Genomic DNA, 26,567 nt, shown 5'->3' with positions numbered 1-26,567 from the left:
CTCAATAGCTCGAGGCTGCCGCCGGCTTCGGCTCCGTGCCGCTGAGAACGGAGAGGATATTGTCGAGCAGGCCGGACGCGCCGAAACGGAAGGTGGAGGGCATCGCCCAGTCCGGCGTCATGATGGTTTCGGCAAGGCTCAGATAAAGGGCAGCATCGGCGACGGTCGATATGCCGCCGGCCGGCTTGAAGCCCACCTTGCGGCCGCTCTCCCTGATCGCGCGGATCATGATGTCGGCCGCTTCCAGTGTCGCGTTGACGGCGACCTTGCCGGTGGAGGTCTTGATGAAATCGGCACCGGCTTCGATCGCCAGTTCCGAGGCGCGGCGGATGAGAGCGGCATCCTTCAGCTCGCCGGTCTCGATGATGACCTTCAACAGGACAGGCGCAACGCATTCGGCGCGCACGGCCGCGACCATATCGGTTACGGCCTTCTCGTTGCCTGCCATCAGCTTGCGATAGGGGATGACGAGATCGATCTCATCGGCGCCGTCGGCGATCGCCTCACGCGTTTCGGCGGCGACATCGGCGATTTCCATATCACCGGAGGGAAAATTGACGACGGTCGCGATACGGACCGGGTGGCCCTTGCCGAGCACGATACGGGCATGGGCGACGAAACGCGGCCAGATGCAGATTGCCGCGCTGCTGCCATAGGGTGTCTGCGCGCGGGCGCAAAGCGTGTCGATCTGCTCCTGGGTGCAATCGTCCTTCAGGTTGGTGAGATCGAGAAGGGAAAGGGCGACGGCGGCCGTTTCCCGGCTGGAATGGCTATTCATTTTCGCTTCCTCCACCGGCAATCAGTGTCCGGCAATCATTTCTTTGAGTATGGCGGCGAGACGGGCACCGCCAACCGGCGCCATATCCTTGGTTTCCTCGTGGCTGAGCTCGTTTCCGGTCATGCCAGCCCCATAGTTGGTGATTACCGAGGCTGCCGCAACCCTCAGGCCCAGCATTCTTGCGATGATGACTTCAGGCACGGTCGACATGCCGACCGCATCGGCACCGAGAATGCGCGCCATGCGGATTTCGGCCGGCGTTTCGAAGCTCGGGCCTGAGAACCACATGTAGACGCCGCTTGCGAGCGGGATGCCAAGTGTCTTCGCGGCCTTCCGCATGGCCGCCGAAAGCTCGGCATCATAAGCGTTGGTCATGCCGACGAAACGATGATCGCTCTCCTGCCCGATCAGCGGGTTCATGCCGGAATAATTGATGTGGTCGGCAATCTGCATGACCGAGCCGGGCGGAATGTCGTCTTTCAGTGAGCCCGCCGAATTGGTGAGGATCAGGGCTTCGACGCCGAGGGCGTGCAGCACCTCGATCGGCAGGCGCATGGCGTTGGCATCGCCCTTTTCATAATAGTGGACGCGGCCGGAGAGCATGATGACCGGCACCGAGCCGAGATGGCCGGCGACGACCTCTCCGGCATGGCCGGAGACGGCGCTGACCGGGAAACCCGGCAGGTCCTTGTAAGGAATGCACACGACATCGGTAAGCTCGCTGACGAGAGAGCCGAGGCCGGAGCCAAGCACGATGCCGTAGCGCGGTTTGAGCCCGCCGAGCAGAGCCGCGAGCAGATCGATGGTCGCGATCATCCGAGTTCCGTCTCGAAGCTGAAGGGAAGAAGCTCTTCCATGGTCATCGTCTTCTTCACGCCGGCTTCGTCGCAAAGGTAGATCTTCGTCTCCTTGCCGGCGAATTCCGAGATCTTCTGCCGGCAGCCGCCGCAGGGTGGGCAGAGCGGCAGTTTTTCGGCGATGACGGCCATTTCGACGATCTTCTTGGCGCCGCCCATGATCATGGCGCCGATCGCCGTCGGCTCGGCGCACCAGCCTTGAGGGAAGGAGAGGTTTTCGATATTGGCGCCGGTATAGACCTTGCCATCCTCGGCGCGGATCGCCGCGCCCACCGGGAACTTGGAATAAGGAGCGTGCGCGAAGGCCATGGCGCCGCGCGCGGCTTCGAACAGGTCGTGAGACATATCAACGCTCCTTCACATAAGGCACGCCGCCGGCCTTCGGCGGAATTGCAACGCCGATGAAGCCGGCAAGCAGAACACAGGTCAGGATATAGGGCAGAGCCTGGAAAACCTGTACCGGTACCTCGCCGATCAGCGGCACCGATTTGCCTTGCATGAAGTTCGCGAGAGCATCGAGGAAGCCGAAGAGCAGGCAGGCGAACATGACCGGCACCGGCCTCCACTTGGCGAAGACGAGGGCGGCGAGCGCGATATAGCCCTTGCCCGCCGACATGTCCTTGATGAAGGCGGCGGACTGGGCGATCGCCAGATAGGTGCCGGCAAAGCCGCAGAGGATGCCGGCGCACATGACAGCGCGGTAACGCAGCCAGGTCACCGAAATGCCTGCCGTATCCACCGCACCCGGATTCTCGCCGACAGCACGAAGACGCAAGCCGAAACGCGTGCGGTAGAGGACCCACCAGGAGAAGGGCACGGCAAAAAACGCGAGATAGGTCAGGATATTGTTGCCGGAGATCACGCCGGCATAGAGCGGACCAATGAGCGGCACGTCCCTGACGGCCTCGGCACCCGGCAGAATGATCGGTGCGAAGCGGGCGTCGGGCGCGAGCTGCGGCGTGCGGCCGCCCTGCCCGAACCAGGCCTGGCCGAGCACGATGGTGATACCGGCGATGAAGAAGTTGATGGCGACGCCCGAGATGATCTGGTTGCCGCGATTGGTGATCGAGGCAAAGCCATGCACAAGGCTGAGCGCCACCGAACAGACCACGCCGGCGCCAAGGCCTGCCCAGGCCGAGCCTGTGAGATAGGCCACACAGGCGGCGGCGAAGGCCGAGCCCAGCATCTTGCCTTCGAGACCGATATCGAAGATGCCGGCGCGTTCGGAAAACAGGCCGGCAAGTGCGGTAAAGATCAGCGGAATGGAGAGCCGGATTGTCGAGCTCAGAACGTTGATGAAAATTTCATAATATTCCATCGTCCGTTCCTCAGGCTCGCTTGAACTGCTGGTAGATATGCACCATTGCCGGGCGGAACATATATTCCAGAGCACCGGCAAACAGGATCACCAGACCCTGGATGACGAGGATCATCTCGCGGGTGATGTTGGGCATTTCGAAGGAGATCCAGTCGCCGCCCTGATAGAGCACTCCGAAAAGGATGGCTGCGAAGATGATGCCGAGCGGATGGTTTCGTCCCATCAGCGATACGGCGATGCCGACGAAGCCCGCGCCGCCGACGAAGTCCAGCTGCAGGCGAGCCGACGAGCCCATGACCGGGTTCAGCGCCATCATGCCGGCCAGAGCCCCCGACAACATCATGGCGATGATGACGATACGGGCATAGGGAATGCCGGCATAGGATGCGGCAGTCGGGCTGACGCCGAGCGTACGCATCTCGAAGCCGAGCTTGGTGCGCCAGACCAGAAGCCAGACGAACCAGGCGGCGAACAGCGCGATGATGAAGGAGACGTTGAGCGGCGCCGCACCGAGCTTCGAACCGAACATTTCCATCAGCCATGTCAACTTCGGCAACTGGCCGCCTTCGAGGAAGGTGCGGGTTTCCGGCGCCATCTTGCCCGGCACTTTCAGCACATGCACCAGCACGTAGTTCATCAGCGTGGCAATGATGTAGTTGAACATGATCGTCGTAATGACGATATGGCTGCCGCGCCTTGCCTGGAGCCATGCCGGAATGAAGGCCGCGACTGCGCCGAAAAGGGCCGCGCCGACGATGGCGACCGGCATGGTCACGTACCAGGGCACGTAATTGTCGAGCGACAGCGCCACCAGCGCACAGCCGAGGCCGCCAAAATATGCCTGGCCTTCCGAGCCGATGTTGAAGAGGCCGGCATGGATGGCGACGGCGACCGAGAGGCCGGTGAAAATGAAGCTCGTCGCATAATAGAGCGTGAAGCCGATGCCTTCGCCGCTGCCGAAGACGCCTTCGATGAGCAGCGAGAGCGCGGCCAGCGGGCTTTCGCCGATCAGCCAGACGACGAAGCCTGAGATCAGGAAGGCAACGACCAGGTTCAAAAGAGGGATCAGACCGTAATTGATCCATCTCGGTAGGGTTACGGAAGCAGTGCTCATCGAGGCCTCACGCGGCAATGCCGGCCATCATCAGGCCGAGGGTCTGTTCACCGGCATCGGGCGTCTTCTCGCCGACGACATGGCCGGCAAACATGACAAGGATACGGTCTGAAAGGGCGCGGATCTCATCGAGCTCGACGGAGACGAGCAGGATGGCCTTGCCCGCATCGCGTATCTCGATGATCCGGCGATGGATGAATTCGATAGCGCCGATATCGACGCCGCGGGTCGGCTGGCCGATGATCAGCATCTTCGGGTCGCGCTCGATCTCGCGGGCGACGACGATCTTCTGCTGGTTGCCGCCGGAAAAATTCGCCGTCTTCAGGCGCGGGTTCGGCGGGCGGATGTCGTATTTCTCGATCTTTTCCATCGCATCCTTGCGGATGGCGTCGAGATCGAGCAGCGGGCCGCGGCTGTATTCAGGACGGTGGTGATAGCCGAGTACGGCATTTTCATATTCCTCGAATTTCAGGACCAGGCCCATGTGGTGGCGGTCTTCGGGAATATGCGCGAGGCCGAGCTCGCGCAGGCGGGCCGGATCGGCCTTGTCGATCGGCTGGCCGTCGAGCAGGATTTCGCCTGACGCCGGCTTGCGGATACCCGCGATCGCCTCCAGCAGTTCCGACTGGCCGTTGCCGGCGACACCGGCAATGCCGACGATCTCGCCGGCGCGGACATCGAAGGAGACGTTGTCGACCATCGTCACGCCTCTGTTGTCCTTGACCGTCAGGTTGCGGACGGACAGCAGGACATCGGCGGGCTTTGCCTCGCCCTTCTGGACGCGCAGCAGCACGCGGCGGCCAACCATGAGTTCGGCCAGCTCCTCGACCGAGGTTTCGCTGGTCTTGCGGGTGGCGACCATCTCGCCGCGGCGCATGACGGAGACGGTATCGGTGATCGCCATGATTTCGCGCAGCTTGTGGGTGATCAGGACAACGGTCTTGCCCTCGTCGCGCAGCACGCCGAGAATGCGGAACAGGTGATCGGCCTCGGCCGGGGTCAGCACGCCTGTCGGCTCGTCGAGGATCAGGATCTCGGCGCCGCGATACATGGCCTTGAGGATTTCCACACGCTGCTGCAGGCCGACCGGAAGCTGCTCGATCAGCGCATCCGGATTGACCTCCAACCCGTATTCGGTTTCCAGCCGCTTGAGCTCGGCGCGCGCGGAAGCGACGCCCCTTGCCAGCAGCGCGCCGCCTTCGGCACCGAGCATGATGTTTTCGAGAACGGTGAAATTATCGACCAGCATGAAATGCTGGTGCACCATGCCGATGCCGGCTGCGATGGCTGCCTGGCTGTCCCTGATGGTGATGGGCTGGCCGTTGACGCGGATCTCGCCGCTATCGGCCTGGTAAAAACCGTAGATGATGGACATCAGGGTCGATTTGCCAGCGCCGTTTTCCCCGATAATGCCATGGATCGAGCCCTTGGCGACGGTCAGGTTGATGTCCTTGTTGGCGTGAACGGCGCCGAATTTCTTGTCGATGCCGACAAGTTCGATAGCAGGCTGGTCTGTCACAGCAGGCTCCAAATAAGAAAAGGGCGTATGGCGAAAATCCTTGTCCGCCATACGCCCGATCTCAGTTACGACTCACTTCGGGCAGGCATTGTCCGTGGTGTAATCGTGAACCTTGATGGTGCCAGCAATGATGTCGGCCTTGGCCTTGTCGACGGCGGCCTGCATCTCCGGCGTGATCAGCGGCTTGTTGTTCTCGTCCATGGCGGCGGCAACGCCGTCTTCCTTGATGCCGAGAGACTGGACACCAGCCGTGAACTTGTCGTTCTTGGTGTCATTATAGGCGTTGTAGACGGCGAGGTCGACGCGCTTGACCATCGAGGTCAGAACGGAACCCGGATGCAGGTGGTTCTGGTTGGAATCGACGCCGATCGACAGTTTCTTGTTATCGGCTGCCGTCTGCAGAACGCCGAGACCGGTCGCACCTGCTGCCGCGTAAACGACATCGGCACCCTGGTCGATCTGGTTCTTGGTGAGCTCACCGCCGCGAACCGGGTCGTTCCAGGCTGCACCGGTCGTGCCGGTCATGTTCTGGAAGACTTCGATGTCGGCCTTGGCGGCGCGTGCACCTTGCTCGTAGCCACATTCGAACTTGCGGATCAGCGGAATGTCCATGCCGCCGACGAAGCCGACCTTGCCGGTCTTGGAGGCCATGCCAGCGAGAACGCCGACGAGATAGGAGCCTTCCTCTTCCTTGTAGAGGACGGAGCGGACGTTCGGCTTGTCGACGACGGAGTCGACGATGATGAACTTGGTGTCCGGGAATTCAGCGGCAACCTTCTCAACAGCCGATGTCCAGGCGAAGGAAACGGCAACAACCGGGTTGAAGCCGCGGCTTGCGAAGTTGCGGATGGCCTGCTCGCCCTGAGTGTCGCCGGTCGGCTCGAAATCGCGGTAGGCGATGCCGGTTTCCTTCTTGAACTTTTCAGCGCCGTTAAAGGCAGCTTCGTTGAAGGACTTATCGAACTTCCCGCCGGTGCCGTAAACGAGAGCCGGCTTGATGTCGGCGGCAAGCGCCGTCGTCGACATCGCTGCCACGGCAAGGAGGGTGAGAAGGGATTTTTTCATGAGTTTGCAGCCCTGTTGTTGCTATTTGTTTGGGGTCCTCCCGCAAGCCTTTTTCAGGCATGTCTGCGGAACCACCGACCTCCCCCCGGAGGCCTGGCTGCGTGCATCCTTGCATGGCTCCACAAAAAATTCACGAGAAATTTTTCGGTTGGTAAAGATTTGCCATTATTGCCGAAAATCAATCCACAGGTCCTGAATTCTGGGCAAATCGACCGCTAAAATGCGGATTTTCTAACCAGTGGACTGGCGGCATCGGGCTCATCATCCCGCCATTTCGGGAACTGCCGATTGCACTTTTTCACACCCTCCAGATCTTCAGCTATGCGGTAAAGCGGCCGGCTACCGGCGGCTTCTTGTAGCCAATCATCCACAGGATGAGCGACAGCACCAGAAACACGGCAAAGGCCGGCTGCAGCATGAGCCACTGGAAGATGAAAGCGTAGAAACGCGGATGGACATAATAGGAAACGGAAGACTGGAGCGCGGTAAGCGTCGAGGGGCTGACATCCTGCCACGCATCCGACATCGGGGTCATGAGCACTTGCGAGGATGCAACGGACTGAATGGAATCGATGGTTCCGGCAATGACCGCAATTGCCAGCGCAAACAGGCTGGCAAGACGCAACAAGAAACGCATCAAATCCTCCGATGACGGGTGTGCCTTGATGTCCGGCGAGCCGCGCCAATCTCCACTCAAACCTAGAGATAGGCTCGGAGCAGACACAGCGCAATGGACGGCATGCGCGCAGTTTTATCGGAAGAAGTCAAAAAACTGTTAGATTTGGGTTGATCGGCAAAAATTCTTGGGTATATATCGCGCCGTTCCGACGATTTGCTCCTCTCCAAGGCGCGAACGCCCAAAAAGGACAGGTGGCCGAGTGGTTTAAGGCGCACGCCTGGAACGCGTGTGTACGTGAAAGCGTACCGTGGGTTCGAATCCCACCTTGTCCGCCATTTTTCATCTAAATACCTGTATTCCCTTATCCTTTTCTCATTCCCGGTTGGGGTGACCCCGGAATTGATCCCATCAACGCAATGGCTTCGCCTCGTCGCTTCAAACGCACAACCTCTGCAGCCGCGTTAACGCCAACATTTTTCCTGCAAACAAATCCTTGACGGTTCTTTAGCTTCGCCTAATGTGTTCTCTTTATGTTCCGTTGATTGGCCGCAACCTTGTCCGATCAGCGCAAAGCGGGGCCGAGCTCAGAGCGGAGGGAAAAGCATGTGCGGGAGAGTTTTCGTCAAATCCGATCTGGTCACGCTGATGCAGGCTTTTGCCTTTGCCGGCAGAGAAGGTGCGCTCGGCATGGCAAACCAGTTTCCGCGCTACAACGGCGCTCCGAGCCTGGATTACCCTATCATTATCATGGATGTTGACCGGAACAACAACATGGGCGCCAACTTCGCACCGGCGCAATGGGGGCTGAAGCCGGCCTGGTGGAAAGCCGGGATGCCTACGCCGGTCAACGCAAAATGCGAAGAAGTTGCCGACAAGCCAATGTTCCGGAATGCGTACCAGAGCAGCCGCTGCCTCGTGCCGATCGACGGGTATTTTGAATGGAAAAAACTCGAACCTTCGGGAAAGAAGAAGCAGGCCTATGCAATCGCGATGAAGAGCGGACAGCCTTTTGCTCTCGCCGGCCTCTGGGAGAGGTGGCGCGATCCAAAAACCGATTTGCAGGTTCGGACTTTTACCATCCTCACCTGCGCCGCCAACGAAATGATGTCGACTATCCACGACCGTATGCCTGTTATCCTGCATGAAAAGGACTATCAGCGCTGGCTATCCGACGTGCCGCCGCCGCATGATTTGATGACGCAGTTTCCAAGCGATCTGATGACCATGTGGCCGATCGGACCCAACGTCGGCAATCCAAGGAATGACCAGCCCGATATCATCGAGGAGATCGACCCTGATCCAGAGCCGTCTTTCCTATAGTCGGCGGCGAAACAAATCTCAGCATTGTTGAGGCGCGGCTTAATTGCGCGAGGTGTCGATGTCCGAACTTCTCCCTGCCCCATCAACGATGATATCCGCCTGCACATCCCGCCGGCCAAGTTCGGCGGCGCGACGAAATTCGTGGGCTTCTCCACAACTCGACTCTAACGCGATAGGTTGGTCCACATTTTCATTGCCAACGACACAGAGGGGAGACCAGCAATGGCGAATTTCAAGGCTGAAGACGAAGCGATCGGAACGATCATCCTGGTGGAGGAACTGTTTCAAACCATGGTCAAGTCCGGCATCCTGCCTGCATCCGTTATGGCGGATGTCGTGCGCGGCGCAGTTGCGAGGCTGGATACGACCGATCATTTCGGCGCGGGTGCGGCTGTCCGCCACTATTTCGAAAGCTGGCTGTCGAAGTAGATAATCTTATCTGGTGCATAGGGTGCGGCAGCTTTCAACTGCTCTATAGCGAATGTCAGATCAATGCCTGTCATGTCACAATCTGACATTTCCCACACCGCGCATGGGCAATCTTGTGCCAGTTATGCGTCCTATGCGCGGCGGTAGTTGAAAGCCCCACCACCAGGATGGGATTGGCTGCCGCGGCGCCCGAAGAAGGCCTCCGTGCGGCCTAGCGCGGTCGCCTTCACAATGTCTTTGCTTGAAGACACCAAAAATGGACTGCGCGTTTAAATATTGGGCGCTTTGAGGCCCGCGATCGGTAAGGCTTGGCAAAGCAAAAGCCGGTAACGATCCTATGTGGCGCGATCCGGAGCGAGAGGGGCGGCAAGGGCTGCTGCCCGCCGGGACGCGACCATGCGGGGACCGACCATGAAGAAGCTCATCATTGCCGCAGCCTTTGCGGCATTCCTGCCTGTGATTGCCCAGGCGGAAACGCTGGAATTTCCGACCGACGATCCGGTCGCGACCGTGACCATTCCCGACAACTGGGGGCCGAAGGAGACGGAGACCGGCATCGATGCCCAGTCCGAGGATTCGGCGATCTATCTTTCAATCGATGTTGCCGATGAAAAGACCAGCGACAAGATCATCGACGAGGCCTTCGCCTTCCTGCAGAAGAACGGCGTCGCCATCGAGGAGAAGACCCAGAAGGAATCCGAAGCCGAAATCAACGGCATGAAGATGAAAACCTTCGACTGGGACGGCAGTGACAAGGAAGGCCCGGTCAATATCGGCGTCGCCGTGCTTTCGCCTTCTGAGGGCAAGCTGCTCCTGATCACCTATTGGGGCACCAAGGGCAAGCAGGACGCTCATGACGACGAGCTGATCGCCATCATCAGCTCGCTGAAGCCGGCCGGCTGATTTTGAGACGAGGCGCTGCCGGCAAGGCGGCGCCTTTCTTCATTCGGGAACAAGAGCGCACGGGCACAGTTCCCTTTGCATGACAAAAACAAGGGCAAAAACAGGCACGATCCGCATCGGCATATCGGGATGGACCTATGCGCCCTGGCGCGGTGTCTTCTATCCCAAGGGATTGGCCAGGAGGAGCGAGCTTGCCTATGCCTCGCGGCAATTTCCTTCCATCGAGATCAACGGCACATTTTATGGGCTGCAGAAGCCGGATGTTTTTGCCCGATGGCGCGATGAAACACCCGATGGTTTCGTCTTTTCGGTCAAGGGCTCGCGCTACATCACCCATCTCAAACGCCTGCGCGACATCGAAACGCCGCTTGCCAATTTCCTCGCCTCCGGCCTCATGCGACTGGGCCCCAAACTCGGGCCGATCCTCTGGCAATTTCCGCCAAACCTGACATTCGATGCCGATTTCTTCGCAAGTTTTCTGGCGTTACTGCCTGAGGATACGGATGCTGCGGCCGACATCGCGAAACGGCATGACGAACGGCTTGACGGCCGCGCCTGGACGAAGAGCGAGACGAGGCAGCCGATGCGCCATGCGCTGGAAATCCGCCACGACAGTTTCCGCGCACCCGAATTCATCGAACTGCTGCGCAAGTACAAGGTCGGGCTGGTGGTGGCCGATACGGTGGAATGGCCGCTGCTGATGGATGTGACGGCGGATTTCATCTATTGCCGCCTGCACGGATCGGAGCAGCTTTACGTCAGCGGTTATAGCGGTGAGGCGCTTGATCGCTGGGCCCGGCGCATCGATGCGTGGACGCATGGAATGGAGCCAGATGATGCCGACCGCATCAAGCCGCCGCTGAAACGCTCGGCGAGCAGGCGCGACGTCTATGTCTACTTCGACAACGACGTGAAGGTACGCGCGCCGGCCGATGCCCGTTCACTCGCCGACAAGCTCGGCGTCGCCCGGCCGCCGGATGATGGTCTTGTCGTCAAGCCGAAAAGCCGGGGCGGCAGGACGGCGGTCGAGGAGCCGCGCCGGCACTGGCCGGCGCTGCGGTCGACGATTTAGACCAGCACGGCCTGATCGGTGCGGTCCTCGGTGCCGAAGAACTTCAGGTAGCGCTCTACTTCCGCCGGTTCGCCGGTCGCCTTCTGCGGGTTGTCCGAAAGCTTGACGGCGGGGCGGCCATTGGCGTCGCTCACCTTGCAGACGATCGAAATCGGCAGGAAGTCGGAACTGTCGTTCGGTGCACAGCCGGCGAAGTCATTCGTCAGGTTCGTGCCCCAGCCGAAGCTCATGCGCACGCGGCCTTCGAAATGCTTGTAGGTATCGATGATCGCATCGACATCGAGGCCATCGGAGAAGATCAGGAGCTTCTGGCGCGGGTCGCGGCCCATCTTCTTCCACCAGGCGATGATCTTTTCGCCGCCTTCGACCGGCGGAGCGCTATCCGGGCGGAAGCCGGTCCAGTCGGCCACCCATTCCGGCGCGTCGCGCAGGAAGGCGGCGGTTCCGAAGGCATCCGGCAGCACGATCAGCAGGTTGCCACCATAGAGCTTGTTCCAGTCGCGCAGCACCTTGTAGGGCGCGTTCTTGAGCTGCTCGTCGGTCTCGGCAAGGGCTGCGGCCACCATCGGCAGCTCGTGGGCATTGGTGCCGACGGCTTCGAGATCGGAATCCATAGCCAGCAATACATTACTGGTCCCGGTGAAGGCCGGGCCGATGCCTTCCTTCAGCGCTTCGACGCACCAACGCTGCCAGAGGAAGCTGTGGCGGCGGCGGGTACCAAAATCGGAAATGCGCAGGCCCGGGAGTTCACGGAGCTTCTCCACCTTGGCCCACATCTTGGCTTTGGCGCGGGCATAGAGAACATCGAGCGTGAAGGGGCCCATCGCCTTCATGGCAGCGCGCGAGCGCATCTCGTTGATGATGGCAAGGGCCGGGATTTCCCACATGGTCGTTTCCTTCCACGACCCATGGAAATCGAGCACATATTGCCCGTCCTTCTTGGAGAGTTCGTATTCCGGCAGCTGGAAATTGGAGAGCCAGGCAAGGAATTCCGGCTCGAAGATCTGGGCGCGGCCATAGAAGCTGTTACCGGCGAGCCAGATCATCTCCTTCTTGGCGAGCTTCAGCGTGCGCGCATGATCAAGCTGCTCGCGCAACTCACCCTCGTCGATCTGTTCGGCGAGACGCACGCGCTTGGTGCGGTTGATGAGGGTGAAGGAGGCGTTCACATCTGGATAGAGCTTCCAGATCATCTGCAGCATCAGAAGCTTGTAGAAGTCCGTATCGATCAGACTGCGGACGATCGGATCGAGTTTCCAGGTGTGATTGTAGACGCGTCTTGCGATATCGGTCCTGGCCATGAAGCTCCTGCCTGTCCGTCAATCCGGTCAGGCGCGACCGTCTCGCGGCCAACGCACGAAAACCGGCTCGTGCGCCTTCTTATCGAAAAATCGATAAACAAAGTCCAGAAAAAACAACAGCGACACCCCGCAGCCATTCTTGCTGCGGGGCGTGGTTTAAACGTTTGATATCAGCTCGTTATTGTGCGGGTGCAGCGGGCTGGGCCGGCGCTGTGCCGCCATTCTGAGGCGGAGCCGCCGGAACCTGAGACTGCATCTGCTGACCTGGCTGCTGCGGGGCGACATCATCGGCCTCCTTCTGACCCCAGATCTCCACAGGAATCCAGACAAGGAAAGCCAGCACCAGTGCAGCGACCAGTACGGTCAGGATGCGATAGCCGGTGCGGCCCTGCTTGGCCTTGACAGGCGAAATCTGCTCTTCGGCATGAAGCTTTTGATCGGACTTTTCCCAACGCGTTTCCGTATGCGTCATGATCGTCTCCTTGCGGTAATCCGTAGACAAAGGCCTGCGGAGCTTCCGGAATGAAACGAGGAGCAGCGTAGTATGGTTCCGAGAAGGACTCTTTAGAGCGTGTCGTTATCGCAAAACCGCGGCACATTTTTGCGCGACATGCTTAGTACCCCGCCTTGCGATCGATGACGAATTGCAGCGGCTCGCCGCGTTCGAAACGGGCGATCTGGGTCTCGACATGACGGAAAAGCGCGTTCTCTTCCGAGATCGCGGCATCATGCGGGGTGATGAAGACATTCTCCAGATGCCAGAGCGGATCGTCCGCCGGCAGCGGCTCGACCTCGAAGACATCGAGCGAGGCGCCGCCGAGCACGCCGCCTTCTATTGCGGCGACAATATCGGCCTGGACCTGGCTCTTGCCGCGACCAGCATTGATGAAGACCGGCTTGCCGAGCGCACCGCCCTGGCGGAGCCTGGCGAAGAAGGCCTTGTCGTAGAGGCCCGTGGTGTCAGGCGTCAGCGGCAGCAGGCCGACGACGATATCGGTCTTCGACAGGAAGGTGTCGAGCTGCGGGCCGTCGAAGGTTTCGATGCCTTCAACCTGCTTCTTCGAGCGCGACCAGCCGATGACGTTGAAGCCCATGACGCGCAGCTTGGCGACGGCATCCTGGCCGAGAATGCCGAGACCCATGACGCCGACGGTGATTTCGGCGGCTTCCGGCGGGACAAGCTTGCCCCAGATACGGTCGCGCTGGTCCCGGTCATGCGCGCGCTGCAGGCGCAGATGCATGAGGCACTGCATGACCACCCATTCGCTCATGCGGGTCGTCAGGCTGCGGTCGGCGAAGCGGACGATCGGGATGTCGGGCAGATCGGGGATGGAGAGGATGCTATCGACCCCGGCGCCGCCTGAGAACAGCACCTTCAGGTTCGGCGCGCGCCGGAAGATATCGGCATCCGGCTTCCAGAGCAGCGCATAATCGACGCCGGTCAGGTCGAGTTCCTTGCTGGCGGGATCGGCTGAATTGATGCTGCCGCGATCGGCAAAGGCGGTCTTGAGGATGCGGGCGACGGTCTCGGGGTCGAACTTGAGATCGACGAGGATGGGAGGTCTTGCTGACATGATCTTCTTTACTGCTGCCCGTCTTTTATTGCTGAACTGCCGATGTCGGCACCGCCTCGATATTAAAGGCGGCGGCCATCAATGCCTTGGTATAGTCATCCTTCGGCGCCTGGAAGATATCCGCTGACGGCCCCTGCTCCACCACCTTGCCGAACCGCATGACGATGACATCATTGGCAAGCGCTTTCACCACCTTCAGGTCGTGGCTGATGAAGAGATAGGCGAGATCATGCTTCTTCTGCAGGTCGCGCAAGAGGTCCACGACCTGTGCCTGCACGCTCATGTCGAGCGCCGAGGTCGGCTCGTCGAGCATGACGAAGCGTGGCTTCAGCACCATGGCGCGGGCAATGGCGATGCGCTGACGCTGGCCGCCGGAGAATTCATGCGGGAAGCGCCAGCGGGTGAGCGGATCAAGGCCGACTTCCTCGAGCGCCCAGCAGACGCGCTGGTCGCGCTCTTCTGATGACAGCGAACGTTCATGTACTTTCAGGCCTTCGGCAACGATATCGCCGACGGACATGCGCGGGCTCAGCGAACCATAGGGATCCTGGAAGACGACCTGAAGCTGGTTGCGCAGCGGCCGCATGTCCGTGAATGAATAGCTCGCTATATCTTTTCCGACAAAGGAAATGCGCCCCTTCGAGGAGATGAGACGCGTGAGCGCCAGGCCGAGCGTGGTCTTGCCGGAGCCGGATTCACCGACGACGCCGAGCGTCTGCCCGGCCCGGAGCGTCAGGTCTATGCCATCGACGGCCTTCACGTGATCGACCACCTTGCGCATGAAACCGGCCTTGATCGGGAACCAGACCTTGATGTCATTGCCTTCCATGACAACAGGCTTGGAGGCATCGGTCGCCGGCGGATCGCCGCGCGGTTCAGAGGCAAGCAGATGGCGGGTGTAGTCGTGCTGCGGATTGGTGAAAACCTCTTCCACCGGTCCGGTCTCGACGATCTTGCCCTTGGTCATGACGCAGACGCGGTCGGCGAATTTGCGCACGATGCCGAGGTCATGGGTGATGAAGAGCATGGACATGCCGTGCTCGCCCTTCAGCTTGCGCAGGAGCTCGAGGATCTGCGCCTGGACCGTGACGTCGAGTGCGGTGGTCGGTTCGTCGGCGATCAGCAATTCCGGCCGATTGGCGAGCGCCATGGCGATCATCACGCGCTGGCGCTGGCCGCCCGAGAGTTCATGCGGATAGGCTTTCAGGCGCTTTTCCGGCTCGCGGATGCCGACCTGATTCAGGAGTTCCAGCACGCGGGTGCGCGCCGCCTGGCCGGTGATGCCCTGATGCAGCGCCAGGATTTCGGCAATCTGCCCTTCGATCGTATGGAGCGGATTGAGCGAGGTCATCGGCTCCTGGAAAATCATGGTGATGTCGTTGCCGCGCACGGCGCGCATCTCGCGATCGGAGGCTTTCAGCAGATCCTTGCCCTTGAACAGGATTTCGCCGCTCGGGTGACTGGCAGCGGGATAGGGCAGAAGCCGCAGCACCGAATTGGCCGAGACAGACTTGCCGGACCCGGATTCGCCGACAAGCGCCAGAACCTCGCCCTTCTGGATATCAAAGGAGATGCGATCGACGGCAAGCGAGGTTTCGCCCCCCTGATGGAAGGCGACGGAGAGATCGCGGACGGAGAGCAGAGCTGCACTCATTGGAACGTCTTTCTCGGATCGAAGGCATCGCGCACCGCTTCGCCGACGAAGATCAAGAGCGAGAGCATGATCGACATGGTGAAGAAGGCGGTGAGCCCAAGCCACGGCGCCTGGAGGTTGGCCTTGCCCTGGGCGATCAGTTCACCGAGCGAGGGAGAGCCCGGCGGCATGCCGAAGCCCAGGAAATCGAGCGAGGTCAGCGTGGTGATCGAGCCCGAGAGGATGAAGGGCAGAAAGGTCAGCGTCGCGACCATCGCATTCGGCAGCATATGCCGCCACATGATGGTGCGGTTGTTGACGCCGAGCGCCCTTGCGGCCCGGACATATTCGAAATTGCGGGCACGCAGGAACTCGGCGCGCACGACGCCGACGAAGCCCACCCAGGAGAAGAGCAGCATGATGCCGAGCAGCACGAAGAAGCCAGGCGGCAGGATGGCGGCAATGATAAGCAAAATGTAGAGCACCGGCATCGAGGACCATATCTCGATGAAGCGCTGGAGGAGAAGGTCGGTCCAGCCGCCGAAATAGCCCTGAATGGCACCCGCCGTCACACCGATGACGGCCGAGCAGATGGTGAGCACGAGGCCGAAGAGAACGGAAATGCGGAAGCCATAGATGACGCGGGCCAGAACGTCGCGGGCCTGATCGTCCGTGCCGAGCCAGTTGAGATTGCCGAGCCTGCAGCCGGGATCGTTGATGCCCTGCGGATAGGCCGAGCAGCGCTCCTCCTTCGACATCAGCCAGAAGGGCGGGGTCGGGGCCGAATGCGGGATGTTGGAATTGACCGACTGGTAGGAATAGCGGATCGGAGGCCAGATCATCCAGCCATTGGCATCGATCTCATCCGCGATGACGGAAGAGCGATAGTCGGTCTCGGCCAGGAAGCCGCCGAATTTATCTTCCGGGTAATCGACGACGACGGGGAAAAGGATCTCGCCCTTATAGGAGGCGATGATCGGCCGGTCGTTGGCGATGAATTCGGCAAGCAAGCTGAGTACGAAGAGGACGAGGAACAGCCAGAGCGACCAGTAGCCGCGCTTGTTGGCCTTGAAGTTGTTCCAGCGCCTGATGTTGGTGGGCGAGAGCAGGCCTTTGCGGGGCGGGCGGACGGGTGCAGCCGTCGTCGGGTTTGCGGCGACATCCATCAGACGTCCCTCCGCTCGAAATCGATGCGCGGATCGATCCAGGTATAGATCAGGTCGGAAATCAGGCCGACGAAGAGGCCGAGCAGCGAGAAGATGTAGAGCGTCGCAAAGACGATCGGGTAATCGCGGTTGACGACCGAGAGATAACCGAGGCGGCCGAGGCCATCGAGGGAGAAGATGTTCTCGATCAGGAGCGAGCCGGTGAAGAAGGCGGAGATGAAGGCGCTGGGGAAGCTTGCGATGACGATCAGCATGGCGTTGCGGAAGACATGGCCGTAGAGCACCTGCCGTTCGTTCAGGCCCTTGGCGCGCGCGGTGATGACATATTGCTTCTTGATCTCGTCGATGAAGGAATTCTTGGTCAGAAGCGTGGTGGTGGCGAAGGATGCGAGCGCCAGCGAGATCAGCGGCAGCGTGAGGTGCCAGAAATAGTCGAGCGGCTTCTGCCACCAGGCGAGCTGATCGAAATTATCGGATGTCAGGCCGCGCAGCGGGAACCAGTCATAGAAGGAGCCGCCGGCGAACAGCACGATCAGCAGGATGCCGAACAGGAAGCTCGGCACGGCATAACCGACGATGATGACGCCCGACGTCCAGACATCGAATGAGGAGCCGTCCTTGACCGCCTTGCGGATGCCGAGCGGAATGGAAATGGCGTAGGAAAAGATCAGGATCCAGATGCCGAGCGAGATCGAGACGGGCAGCTTCTCCTTGATGAGATTGAGCACGGTCGTATTGCGGAAGAAGCTTTCGCCGAAATCGAAGCGGATGTAATTCCACATCATCTCGCCGAAGCGGGTCAGCGGTGGTTTGTCGAAGCCGAACTGCTTTTCCAGCTTGGCGATGAGCTCTGGATCGAGCCCTTGAGCGCCGCGATATTTCGAGCCTTCGTCGCCGCCACCGCCACCAAGGAGATCACCACCGCCGGACAGGCGCTGGTCGGCGCTGTCGGCCTGGCCAGTCAACTGGGAGATCACTTGCTCGACCGGACCGCCGGGGGCGAACTGCACGACGATGAAGGAAATTGCCATGATGCCGACGATCGTCGGGATCATCAGGAGCAGGCGGCGAAGGATATAGCCCCCCATCAGTCTCGAGCCTCGGGGGATATCTTCGCCTGCACGCCGTCCAGTCTATTGCCGTTCAATCTGCCAGCCTTCCCTTGCCGGCATGTGCCGGCCGTTTCATGATTCGCCGATGCCATTTGGAGCGCAGGCCTCTTCGCATTGCAAGTCTGCTCATTTCGCCGAAGTGGACCACCAGGCATCGGGGAAGCCGAGGCTGTATGCCGGAAACTCTGCCGGACGCGTCACCGTGTTCCAATAAGCAATCGAATAGGTGTCGCGGTAGAACAGCGGAATGACGTAGTGATTGGCGAGCAGCACGCGGTCCATGGCCTTGATGGCGGCAACCTGCTCATCTCGATTGGGAGCAAAAATAATCATGCGAACGAGCGCATCGATGGCCGGATTGGCGATGCCGGCATAGTTGCGCGAGCCCTGCTGATTGGCGGAACCCGATCCCCAGTAGTCGGCCTGCTCGTTACCCGGGTTCACGGTCTGAGCCCAGACATTCCAGATCATATCGTAATCGAAGCTGCGCGCGCGGTTGGTATATTGCGCGGCATCGACCGTGCGGACGCGCGCATCGATGCCGATCTTCTTCAGATTGGTGGCATAGGGCACCGCCCAGCGCTCAAGCACGGGGCTCGACAACAATATCTCGAAACTCATCGGCTGGCCGCTCTTGGCATTGACCATGCGATTGCCCTTCAGCTCCCAGCCGGCTTCCTTCAGAAGAGAGATCGCTTTGCGAAGGTTGTCACGGCTCTTCTGCGGATCCCCGCCGACGGGATTGCTGTAGGGGGTCGTGAAGATGTCCGCGGGGACCTGATCCTTCAAGCCCTGAAGAATTTCAAGTTCCCTGCCCTGCGGAAGGCCGGATGAGGCAAGATCGGTGTTCCAGAAGTAGCTGTCGATGCGCTTGTAGCTGTTGAAGGCGACGGTGCGGTTCAATTCCTCGAAATCGAAACCGTAGTTCAACGCCTCGCGCACCCGCTCGTCCTTGAAGATGTCTCGTCGCATATTCGGCACGAGCGCCTGCATGATGCCGGTGGAACGCAGGGGATTGGTGACTTCTTCCTTCTTGATGCGCCCTTCCTTTACGGCGGGGAAATCATACCCTGTTGCCCAGCGCGCAGCAAAAGTCTCCTGCCAGTAATCGCTGTTGCCCGCCCGAAACGCTTCGAACTCGACGTCCCGATCGCCATAATAGGTGTAGAGAATGTTGCGGAAATTGTTCTGACCGACATTCACATTGAGGTCTTTGCCCCAATAGTCATCCCGCAATTCGTAGCGGATCGTCGCACCAGCCGAGAAGGCGGCAATCTTGTACGGCCCCGAACCCATGACGGGCTCCAGCGTCGTTTTCGAGATATCTCGCGGCTTACCGTCCGGCCCCGGTGCCTCCCACCAGTGTTTCGGCACGATCATCAGCTGACCAAGAATGTTCGGCAGCTCGCGATTGTTCTTTTCATCGAAGGTGAATGTAACGTCCCGCTCGCCCGTCTTCTCGGCCTTGACCACGTGATGGTAGTAGTTTCCGGCAAGCGGGTTCAGCTCCTTGGTCTTGTCGAAGCTGAAAACGACGTCTTCGGGCGTGACCGGCTGGCCATCGGCCCATTTCGCCTCCTCGCGAAGGCGGAAGGTCGCGCTCGAGACATCGGCCGGATAGGAGAGACCTTCAGCAAGCAGGCCATAGGAGACGAGAAGTTCATCATCGGCGGGCTTCAACAGGGTATCGTAAACCAGCGACAAGCCTACCGCCGTCTGGCCTTTGGCCAGCAAAGGATTGAAGGTATCGAAAGTGCCGCTCGAAGACAGGCGCAGGTCGCCGCCTTTCGGGGCATCGGGATTGACATAGTCGAAACGGGTAAAGCCCGGCTTGTACTTCATTTCGCTGATGACCGAGCTGCCGATTTGGAACTGCTGGTCCTGAGCCGCTACAGTCACAGGCGCAAGCGCACCCACCAATGCTACCAGAACACCGATTTTCGACCACGAAGCCGCCATTCATTCTTCCCCTGTTATTAGCTTTCGCCGACAATACGAGAAATGCAGGCGAAAAACAGGAAAGAGTTTGTTTTTTACCAGGCTCGCGAAATTTTGACCTTATCATTGGAGGTCAGGGCGTCACTTCCTCGAGACGCTTGCGAAGCATGCGCCGCAGTTCCCCGACCAGGCGCGGATCGCCCGAGCCGTCGGGGTCGTTGGCGGCGGCGACGACGATGCGCAAAAGCTCCAGGACGAGAGCGCCCAGGAGATCCACATCGCGCTCGACCGACGGTTCGGCATTCTTCAAGAGTGCGGTGATGCTGGTGCGAAGCTCCGCGCGCGATTTCGCCTTGCGCTCCTTGGGAACGTCGCGCCGCGCGGCAAGAACCGGAAATTCCTGATAATCCTCGATGAAGCGGCCAAACCGCGTGAAGATGGCGTCACCGATTTCGGCAGCGCCCTTCCCCCGGGTCTTCTCAGCGAGATCTGCGAGCCCGCTGTTCAAACGCTGCAGGCGATCGATATGCAGCGCCTCGGCAAGCAGAAGCTTGGTCGGAAAGAACTGATAAAGCGAGCCGATCGACGAATTCGCTGCCGCTGCAATCTCCGTCATGGTCGCGGCGTCATAACCCTTTTCGAGAAAGACCCTGGCTGCTGCCTCGAGCAGCACGGCGACGCGCTCATGCCCGCGCTGACGCTTCGGCACACGGGTTTGCGGTTCCGGGCTTGATTTTTGTGAGGCTATCCTCGTATTTTTCATTGTGAGGATATCCTCATATTTCTTCACCACGGAGACTTCCCATGTCCCTCTACGATCCCAAGACCACCGCACTCATTTCCATCGACCTGCAAGGCTTTATCGTCAGCCGGCAACTCGCCCCTCATTCGGCCCGGCAGGTGATCGAGAATACCGCCGCCATCGCTACCAAGCTGAAGTCCGAAGGCGGGACGGTGATACTCGTCACTGTCGGATTCTCCCCGGACTATGCCGATGCTGTCAACCAGCCGGTGGACGAGCCGGCGGTTTTCCCCGAAGGTGGCCTTCCGGCGGCCGCGCTTGAAGCACCGGCGGAAATCGCTGCGCTCGCAGCCGACATCCATATCGTCAAGCATCAGTGGAGCGCCTTCTACGGCACGGAGCTGGATCTCCAGCTTCGCCGCCGCGGCATCGGGACTGTAATCCTGACGGGCATCGCCACGAATTTCGGCGTCGAGGCGACGATCCGCGATGCCTATGCCCATAATTACGCTGTCATCGCCGTCGAGGATGCGATGAGCACCTTCACCGCCGAGATGCATTCACTGTCCTGCGAGCGCATCTTGCCGCGCCTTTCGCGCGTGCGCAAAACGGCCGAGGTCTTGACCAACAACTGACGATGCGGCGATCCGTCCTCGTCCCGCCGGCCAAAACATCGATTCACCAAAATTGCTTTTCACGATAGATTCGATCGCAAATCACTTTGGTAAATGCGGCAAGGGAACGGCATGGCTTTCAAGGCCCAGACTTTCAGGACACTCGGCAAATTGGCCTTTGACTTCAGGACGTTTGGCAAACTGACGCTTGCCGGGGCAATCGGCGCAAGCCTTGTCGCCGGCGATGTAGGCGCACAACAGAAGACGCCAAGCCCCGGCAGCGCCAAGGCCATCTTCGGCGCGGTGAAATTGCCGACGCAGGGGCCTGCGCAGCCGATCGGTTTCTACGCCAAAGGCTGTATGACCGGTGCGGAGGCGCTGCCGGCCGACGGGCCGACCTGGCAGGCGATGCGCCTTTCGCGCAACCGGCGCTGGGGCAATCCCGCGATGATCTCACTTCTGGAAAAGTTCTCGCAGGATGCGCGGGCCAAGATCGGCTGGCCCGGTATCCTCGTCGGCGATATAGCTCAGCCGCGCGGCGGGCCGATGTTCAACGGTCACGCCTCGCACCAGATCGGGCTGGATGCCGATGTCTGGTTTACACCCATGCCCGCCCAACGCCTGACCTACGAACAGCGGGAAGACCTGCCCTTCACCACCATGCTGCAGAAAGACAAGTTCCTGACCGTCGACCCGAAAGTGTGGAGCGAGCAGCGGGCAGAACTTCTGATGCTGGCGGCAAGCTATCCGCAAGTCCAGCGCATCTTCGTCAACCCGGCGATCAAGAAGAAGATGTGCGACACCTGGACCGGCGACCGCACCAATCTCGGCAAGCTCAGGCCCGAATACGGGCACGATTCGCATTTCCACATCCGCATGAAATGCCCGCCGGGCGACAAGGGCTGTACGGGGCAGGCGCCGGTGGCGGCCGGGGACGGCTGCGACAAGTCGCTGGCCTGGTGGTTTACGAAAGAGCCGTGGGCGGCGCCGAAGCCGAGTGCAAAGCCGCCGAAGCCGCCGCGTGAGGTCATGGTCTCCGACCTGCCGAAGGCTTGCTCGGCCGTTGTCAACGCCCCGCCCATCGCCTCCGCGGAAGCCGGGACCTATGGTGGTCCCTCCGCGGCGAGTGCACTGACGGCGGCCCCGGCGGCGGCACCACCTGTCGATACCGGCAGCGCGCTTCCTTCCGTCGGCCCGGTTCCGAACGACAAGCCGATGGTGCAATAGGCTGAACGGGCTGGCGGGCGGCTGTCTTTCAAATCACAAACGCCTGGTGTAGAAGCGGCCAAATCGATTGAATTCTCGCGCGGAGGGTCCGACCATGGCCGGCAGCAAGTGCCTAGCATTGATTGCGCATGACCAGAAGAAGGACGACATGGCGGAATTTGCCCGCCGAAACAGAGATCTCCTCGCCCAATGGAAAATCGTCGCTACCGGCACGACCGGCGGGCGTGTGCTCGATGCCGCACCCGACCTTCACGTGACCCGGCTGCAAAGCGGCCCGCTCGGCGGCGACCAGCAGATCGGTGCACTGATTTCCACCGGCGAGGTCAGCGCCCTGATCTTCTTCGTGGACCCGCTGACGCCGATGCCGCATGATGTCGATGTAAAGGCGCTGATGCGGCTTGCGATCGTGTACGACATTCCGATGGCGCTCAACGGGTCGACAGCCGAAAAGCTTCTCCCTACCCTCAACGCCTGATCCCTCGGGCTACAGCACGGAACCGGCCATGACTGCATCCTCTACTCCCTTGCCCTTTCCGATCCTGATCGGTGACATCGGTGGCACGAATGCCCGCTTCTCCATTCTGACGGATGCCTATGCGGAGCCGAAGCAGTTTCCCAATGTGCGCACCGCCGACTATCCGACGATCGACGAGGCGATCCAGAAGGGCGTGCTCGACAAGACCTCCGTGCAGCCGCGTGCAGCGATCCTCGCCGTTGCCGGCCCGATCAAGGCCGACGAAATCCCGCTGACCAACTGCCCCTGGGTGGTCCGCCCAAAGAGGATGATAGAGGGCCTCGGGCTCGTCGACGTGCTCGTCGTCAACGACTTTGAAGCGCAGGCCCTGGCGATCGCGGCACTCTCGGACGATAATCGCGAACGTATCGGCAATGCCTCTGGTGACATGGTCGCCTCCCGCGTCGTTCTCGGACCGGGCACGGGCCTCGGTGTCGGTGGCCTCGTCCATACCCAGTCGACGTGGATTCCGGTTCCGGGCGAAGGCGGGCATGTCGATCTCGGGCCGCGCAGCAAGCGCGACTATGAAATCTTCCCGCATGTCGAGACCATCGAAGGCCGCATTTCGGCCGAGCAGATCCTCTGCGGACGCGGCATCGTCAATCTTTACCGCGCCATCTGCGCGGCCGACGGTGTGGGGCCGACCATGAGCGACCCGGCGGACATCACGTCGCATGCGCTTGCCGGCAGCGACAAGGTCGCGGTCGAAACCGTCTCGCTGTTTGCCACCTATCTCGGCCGCGTGGCGGGCGACATGGCGCTGCTTTTCATGGCCCGCGGCGGTGTCTATCTCTCGGGCGGCATCTCGCAAAAGATCCTTCCGGCACTGAAAATGCCGGAATTCCGGGCCGCTTTCGAAGACAAGGCACCGCATTCAGCGCTGCTGCGGACGATCCCGACCTATGTCGTCACGCATCCGCTGGCTGCTCTTGCCGGGCTTTCCTCCTATGCGCGCATGCCAGGAAACTTCGGCCTTTCGACGGATGGGAGGCGCTGGCGGGCCTGAGCCTGTCTAGCCAAAGCTTCTTCGACTCTTTATAGAGCCCGCGAATATGCGTGCCGCGCTCAAGGCATGCGATCCTGAGACAGGAAATCTTTTTTGGAAGCCGCCGACAGCAGACAACCACACGCCAACAGCGATACCGTAACCGGCATCCTGAAACGCATCATTGCGGAAAACGGCCGGGACCATCTCTGGGGCTATGTCTTCGCGATTGCCTGCCTGATCGTTGTGGCGCTTTCGACGGCTTTCACCGCCTGGATCATGCGGGCGATCATCGACGAGGCCTTCGCCAACAGGCGTGCGGACGTTGTCTGGATCATCTGTCTTTCCATTTTTATCGCCTTCATGCTGCGCGGTTTTGCGAGCTACGGGCAGGGTGTCGCGCTATCGCGGATCGGTAACGATATCGTCGCGCGCTACCAGCGGCGGATCTATTCGCATCTGATGACGCTCTCCGTCGGCTACTACAACGAGGCTCGTTCGGCGCATATCGCCGCCCAGGTGAGCCAGAACGTCACCGGCATCCGCGACGTTTTGAACCTGACCATAACCTCGACGGTCCGTGACCTCCTGACTTTCGTCGCCCTGATCGGCGTCATGGTCGTTCAGGACCCGTTGCTGAGCCTTGCCGTTTTCATTCTGGCACCGCCACTGCTTTATGCGCTGCGTTATGTTTCCAAGCGTCTTCGCTCGGCAACCCGCGAGGCAGTCAACCTCAACAGCCATGTTCTCGGCGCCATGCAGGAGACGATTCAAGGTATTTCCATCGTCAAGGCCTTCACGATGGAAGACGCACTTGAAAACAAGGTCAACAAGTTGATTTCGGCGGCCGAAGGCCGGGCAAACCGCATAGCGCGGCTTTCCGAACGCACCTCGCCGCTGACGGAGAGCTTTGCCGGATTCGCCGTCGCGAGCGTGCTTGCCTATGCGGCCTACCGCTCGATCTACCAGGGCGTACCGCCGGGTGCCTTCTTCTCCTTCGTCACGGCGCTGCTGCTCGCCTATGATCCGGCCCGTCGCCTTGCCCGCCTGCAGGTTCAGATGGAGCGCGCCGTCGTCAACGCCCGAATGATCTACGAACTGCTCGACATGGAACCGCGTCAGCGCGAATTACCGGATGCAAAGCCACTTGTCGTGACCGAAGCGAAGATCGAGCTGCGAAACGTCTCGTTTGCCTATGGCAATGAAAGCGTGCTGAACACGGTGACGCTGACGGCCGAGGGTGGAAAAACGACAGCACTTGTCGGCCCGTCGGGCGCCGGCAAGTCTACCGTCATCAGCCTCATTCCGCGCTTCTACGATCCGCAGGAAGGCCAGATCCTGATCGACGGGCAAGATATTGCGCACGTCACCAAGCAGTCGCTGCGCCAGCAGCTCGCCTATGTTTCGCAGCAGCCCTATCTCTTCGAAGGCACGATCCGCGATAACATTCGCTACGGTCGTCCGGAAGCGACGGATGAAGAGATCGAAAAGGCGGCGCGGCTTGCCTATGCGCATGACTTCATCGTTTCCCAGCCCCAGGGTTATGACACACCCGTGGGCGAAAACGGCGTGACACTGTCAGGCGGGCAGCGCCAGCGGCTTTCGATCGCCCGTGCCTTGGTGCGCAACGCGCCGATCCTGCTTCTCGACGAAGCGACCTCGGCGCTCGATACGGAATCGGAAGCAGCCGTGCAGAAGGCGCTCGACGAGGCCATGACCGGCCGCACGGTCGTCGTCATCGCGCACCGGCTTTCGACCGTGGTGCGCGCCGACAAGATCATCGTGATGCAGCAGGGCCGCGTCGTGGAAGAAGGCAATCACGAGACGCTTGCGAAGGTCAGCGACGGTCTTTACGCTCGCCTCAATAATCTGCAGAGGCCTTCGGCTTCTGATTCATACTGATCAGGATGATGGACTGACATGAGCGACGCTGCGATGAAACTGGTTGTGGTCGGAGCGGCGGGGCGCATGGGGCAGACGCTCATCCGTCTCATCCATTCCATCGATGGTGTTACGCTGCATGCAGCGGTCGAGCGGCCGGGCTCTCCTTTCATCGGCAAGGATGCCGGCGAAATATCAGGGCTCGGTCCCAACGGCATCATCATCGGCGACGATCCGCTGGCAGCGTTCCTGCATGCCGAGGGCGTGCTGGACTTTACGTCACCTGCTGGCTCCATCGAATTTTCCGGTCTCGCCGCGCAGGCCCGTATCGTTCATGTCGTCGGCACGACCGGCTGCTCGCAAGAGGACGATGCGAAGATTGCGGCGGCTTCGCGCCATGCCCGCATTGTCAAATCCGGCAATATGAGCCTCGGCGTCAACTTGCTTAGCGTTCTCGTGCAGCAGGCAGCCCAGGCGCTCGATCCTGTCGACTGGGACATCGAAGTCCTCGAAATGCATCATAAGCGCAAGGTCGACGCACCCTCGGGCACGGCGTTGCTGCTCGGCGCGGCGGCGGCGAAGGGCCGCAATATCGATCTTGGCGCGAAGTCCGTACGCGTGCGTGACGGCCATACCGGCGCGCGGGAAGCCGGTACGATCGGCTTTGCGACATTGCGCGGCGGCTCCGTCATCGGCGAGCATTCGGTGCTCTTTGCCGGCGAAGGCGAGACCGTCACCCTTTCGCACAGCGCAACCGACCGTTCGATTTTCGCGCGCGGCGCCATCAAGGCAGCGCTTTGGGCGCGCGACAAGAAACCGGGGCTCTATTCCATGCTCGACGTTCTCGGGCTTTCTTCCCATTGACCATTTCTCGGAGGCATTTTTC

Annotated in this window: 26 protein-coding genes and 1 tRNA gene; 11 read left to right on the top strand and 16 right to left on the bottom strand. The window is 60.5% G+C overall.

Annotated features, from left to right (window positions below; genetic code table 11):
* Position 1 precedes the first annotated feature (1 nt).
* The 8 genes from deoC to FHX06_RS15925 all read right to left on the bottom strand — a co-directional run bounded on the left by deoC (position 2) and on the right by FHX06_RS15925 (position 7,288).
* Complete coding sequence (deoC, locus tag FHX06_RS15960) at positions 2-778, bottom strand: deoxyribose-phosphate aldolase (protein ID WP_112970145.1); 777 nt, start codon at positions 776-778, stop codon at positions 2-4.
* Between the two features lie 21 nt (positions 779-799).
* On the bottom strand, positions 800-1,594 hold the full coding sequence (locus FHX06_RS15955) for a purine-nucleoside phosphorylase (RefSeq protein ID WP_183880001.1): 795 nt from the start codon (positions 1,592-1,594) through the stop codon (positions 800-802).
* Entirely contained in the window at positions 1,591-1,980 is a 390-nt protein-coding gene (locus FHX06_RS15950) for a cytidine deaminase (RefSeq protein ID WP_183880000.1), read from the bottom strand. The genes FHX06_RS15955 and FHX06_RS15950 overlap by 4 nt, the downstream gene beginning before the upstream one ends.
* A 1-nt stretch (position 1,981) precedes the next feature.
* On the bottom strand, positions 1,982-2,953 hold the full coding sequence (locus FHX06_RS15945) for an ABC transporter permease (RefSeq protein WP_183879999.1): 972 nt from the start codon (positions 2,951-2,953) through the stop codon (positions 1,982-1,984).
* A gap of 10 nt (positions 2,954-2,963) precedes the next feature.
* Entirely contained in the window at positions 2,964-4,067 is a 1,104-nt protein-coding gene (locus tag FHX06_RS15940) for an ABC transporter permease (protein WP_112970149.1), read from the bottom strand.
* A gap of 7 nt (positions 4,068-4,074) precedes the next feature.
* Positions 4,075-5,586, bottom strand: coding sequence for an ABC transporter ATP-binding protein (locus tag FHX06_RS15935; RefSeq protein WP_183879997.1), 1,512 nt, complete (start codon positions 5,584-5,586; stop codon positions 4,075-4,077).
* 72 nt (positions 5,587-5,658) lie between these two features.
* Entirely contained in the window at positions 5,659-6,651 is a 993-nt protein-coding gene (locus tag FHX06_RS15930; protein ID WP_112970150.1) for a BMP family protein, read from the bottom strand.
* Between the two features lie 319 nt (positions 6,652-6,970).
* Positions 6,971-7,288, bottom strand: coding sequence for a hypothetical protein (locus FHX06_RS15925; RefSeq protein ID WP_113016228.1), 318 nt, complete (start codon positions 7,286-7,288; stop codon positions 6,971-6,973).
* A gap of 227 nt (positions 7,289-7,515) precedes the next feature.
* Between FHX06_RS15925 and FHX06_RS15920 the strand changes: the two genes are divergently transcribed.
* The 5 genes from FHX06_RS15920 (at position 7,516) to FHX06_RS15900 (ending at position 10,994) form a co-directional block, all read left to right on the top strand.
* Positions 7,516-7,605 (top strand) — tRNA-Ser (locus FHX06_RS15920).
* A gap of 268 nt (positions 7,606-7,873) precedes the next feature.
* Positions 7,874-8,590: an SOS response-associated peptidase gene (locus FHX06_RS15915; RefSeq protein WP_183848380.1), complete on the top strand. Its 717-nt coding sequence runs from the start codon at positions 7,874-7,876 to the stop codon at positions 8,588-8,590.
* Positions 8,591-8,812: 222 nt separating this feature from the next.
* Positions 8,813-9,019, top strand: coding sequence for a hypothetical protein (locus FHX06_RS15910; RefSeq protein WP_018114961.1), 207 nt, complete (start codon positions 8,813-8,815; stop codon positions 9,017-9,019).
* A gap of 411 nt (positions 9,020-9,430) precedes the next feature.
* Complete coding sequence (locus FHX06_RS15905; protein WP_113211200.1) at positions 9,431-9,922, top strand: histidine kinase; 492 nt, start codon at positions 9,431-9,433, stop codon at positions 9,920-9,922.
* Positions 9,923-10,001: 79 nt separating this feature from the next.
* A complete protein-coding gene (locus FHX06_RS15900; RefSeq protein WP_113211199.1) occupies positions 10,002-10,994 on the top strand; it encodes a DUF72 domain-containing protein in 993 nt (330 codons plus the stop codon).
* On the opposite strand, the gene pncB is transcribed toward FHX06_RS15900, so the two are convergent.
* The 8 genes from pncB to FHX06_RS15860 all read right to left on the bottom strand — a co-directional run bounded on the left by pncB (position 10,991) and on the right by FHX06_RS15860 (position 20,481).
* Entirely contained in the window at positions 10,991-12,295 is a 1,305-nt protein-coding gene (gene pncB / locus FHX06_RS15895) for a nicotinate phosphoribosyltransferase (protein WP_113211198.1), read from the bottom strand. The two genes, FHX06_RS15900 and pncB, sit on opposite strands and share 4 nt — an antisense overlap.
* Before the next feature lie 178 nt (positions 12,296-12,473).
* Positions 12,474-12,767, bottom strand: a complete 294-nt coding sequence (locus FHX06_RS15890; protein ID WP_112542799.1) for a hypothetical protein — start codon at positions 12,765-12,767, stop codon at positions 12,474-12,476.
* Between the two features lie 142 nt (positions 12,768-12,909).
* Positions 12,910-13,869: a 2-hydroxyacid dehydrogenase gene (locus FHX06_RS15885; RefSeq protein WP_113211197.1), complete on the bottom strand. Its 960-nt coding sequence runs from the start codon at positions 13,867-13,869 to the stop codon at positions 12,910-12,912.
* Positions 13,870-13,894: 25 nt separating this feature from the next.
* On the bottom strand, positions 13,895-15,523 hold the full coding sequence (locus FHX06_RS15880; RefSeq protein WP_113146772.1) for an ABC transporter ATP-binding protein: 1,629 nt from the start codon (positions 15,521-15,523) through the stop codon (positions 13,895-13,897).
* On the bottom strand, positions 15,520-16,668 hold the full coding sequence (locus FHX06_RS15875) for an ABC transporter permease (protein WP_113016220.1): 1,149 nt from the start codon (positions 16,666-16,668) through the stop codon (positions 15,520-15,522). Before FHX06_RS15875 ends, FHX06_RS15880 begins: the two co-directional genes overlap by 4 nt.
* The gene (locus FHX06_RS15870; RefSeq protein WP_113146770.1) at positions 16,668-17,756 is read right to left on the bottom strand and encodes a microcin C ABC transporter permease YejB; all 1,089 of its coding nucleotides are present in this window, start codon (positions 17,754-17,756) and stop codon (positions 16,668-16,670) included. The genes FHX06_RS15875 and FHX06_RS15870 overlap by 1 nt, the downstream gene beginning before the upstream one ends.
* Before the next feature lie 150 nt (positions 17,757-17,906).
* Positions 17,907-19,739, bottom strand: a complete 1,833-nt coding sequence (locus FHX06_RS15865; RefSeq protein WP_183879995.1) for an extracellular solute-binding protein — start codon at positions 19,737-19,739, stop codon at positions 17,907-17,909.
* 112 nt (positions 19,740-19,851) lie between these two features.
* Positions 19,852-20,481: a TetR/AcrR family transcriptional regulator gene (locus FHX06_RS15860; RefSeq protein WP_113211461.1), complete on the bottom strand. Its 630-nt coding sequence runs from the start codon at positions 20,479-20,481 to the stop codon at positions 19,852-19,854.
* A 41-nt stretch (positions 20,482-20,522) separates the two neighbouring features.
* On the opposite strand from FHX06_RS15860, the gene FHX06_RS15855 reads away from it, so the two are divergent.
* The 6 genes from FHX06_RS15855 to dapB all read left to right on the top strand — a co-directional run bounded on the left by FHX06_RS15855 (position 20,523) and on the right by dapB (position 26,545).
* The gene (locus FHX06_RS15855) at positions 20,523-21,095 is read left to right on the top strand and encodes a hydrolase (protein ID WP_113211194.1); all 573 of its coding nucleotides are present in this window, start codon (positions 20,523-20,525) and stop codon (positions 21,093-21,095) included.
* Between the two features lie 111 nt (positions 21,096-21,206).
* Positions 21,207-22,301, top strand: coding sequence for a penicillin-insensitive murein endopeptidase (mepA, locus tag FHX06_RS15850; RefSeq protein ID WP_113211193.1), 1,095 nt, complete (start codon positions 21,207-21,209; stop codon positions 22,299-22,301).
* Positions 22,302-22,395: 94 nt separating this feature from the next.
* Positions 22,396-22,776 carry a methylglyoxal synthase gene (locus tag FHX06_RS15845; protein WP_018114974.1) on the top strand — a complete coding sequence of 127 codons (381 nt, stop codon included), beginning with the start codon at positions 22,396-22,398 and terminating at the stop codon, positions 22,774-22,776.
* A gap of 28 nt (positions 22,777-22,804) precedes the next feature.
* Positions 22,805-23,821 (top strand): glucokinase, encoded by a 1,017-nt coding sequence (locus FHX06_RS15840; protein ID WP_112542807.1) that lies wholly within the window; start codon positions 22,805-22,807, stop codon positions 23,819-23,821.
* A gap of 93 nt (positions 23,822-23,914) precedes the next feature.
* Complete coding sequence (locus FHX06_RS15835) at positions 23,915-25,702, top strand: ABC transporter ATP-binding protein (RefSeq protein ID WP_018114976.1); 1,788 nt, start codon at positions 23,915-23,917, stop codon at positions 25,700-25,702.
* An 18-nt stretch (positions 25,703-25,720) separates the two neighbouring features.
* Positions 25,721-26,545 carry a 4-hydroxy-tetrahydrodipicolinate reductase gene (dapB, locus tag FHX06_RS15830; protein ID WP_112542809.1) on the top strand — a complete coding sequence of 275 codons (825 nt, stop codon included), beginning with the start codon at positions 25,721-25,723 and terminating at the stop codon, positions 26,543-26,545.
* Positions 26,546-26,567: the final 22 nt, after the last annotated feature.

Source organism: Rhizobium sp. BK512, assembly GCF_014194915.1.
Lineage (GTDB): Bacteria > Pseudomonadota > Alphaproteobacteria > Rhizobiales > Rhizobiaceae > Rhizobium.
This window is presented reverse-complemented; position numbering and strand designations above follow the sequence as displayed.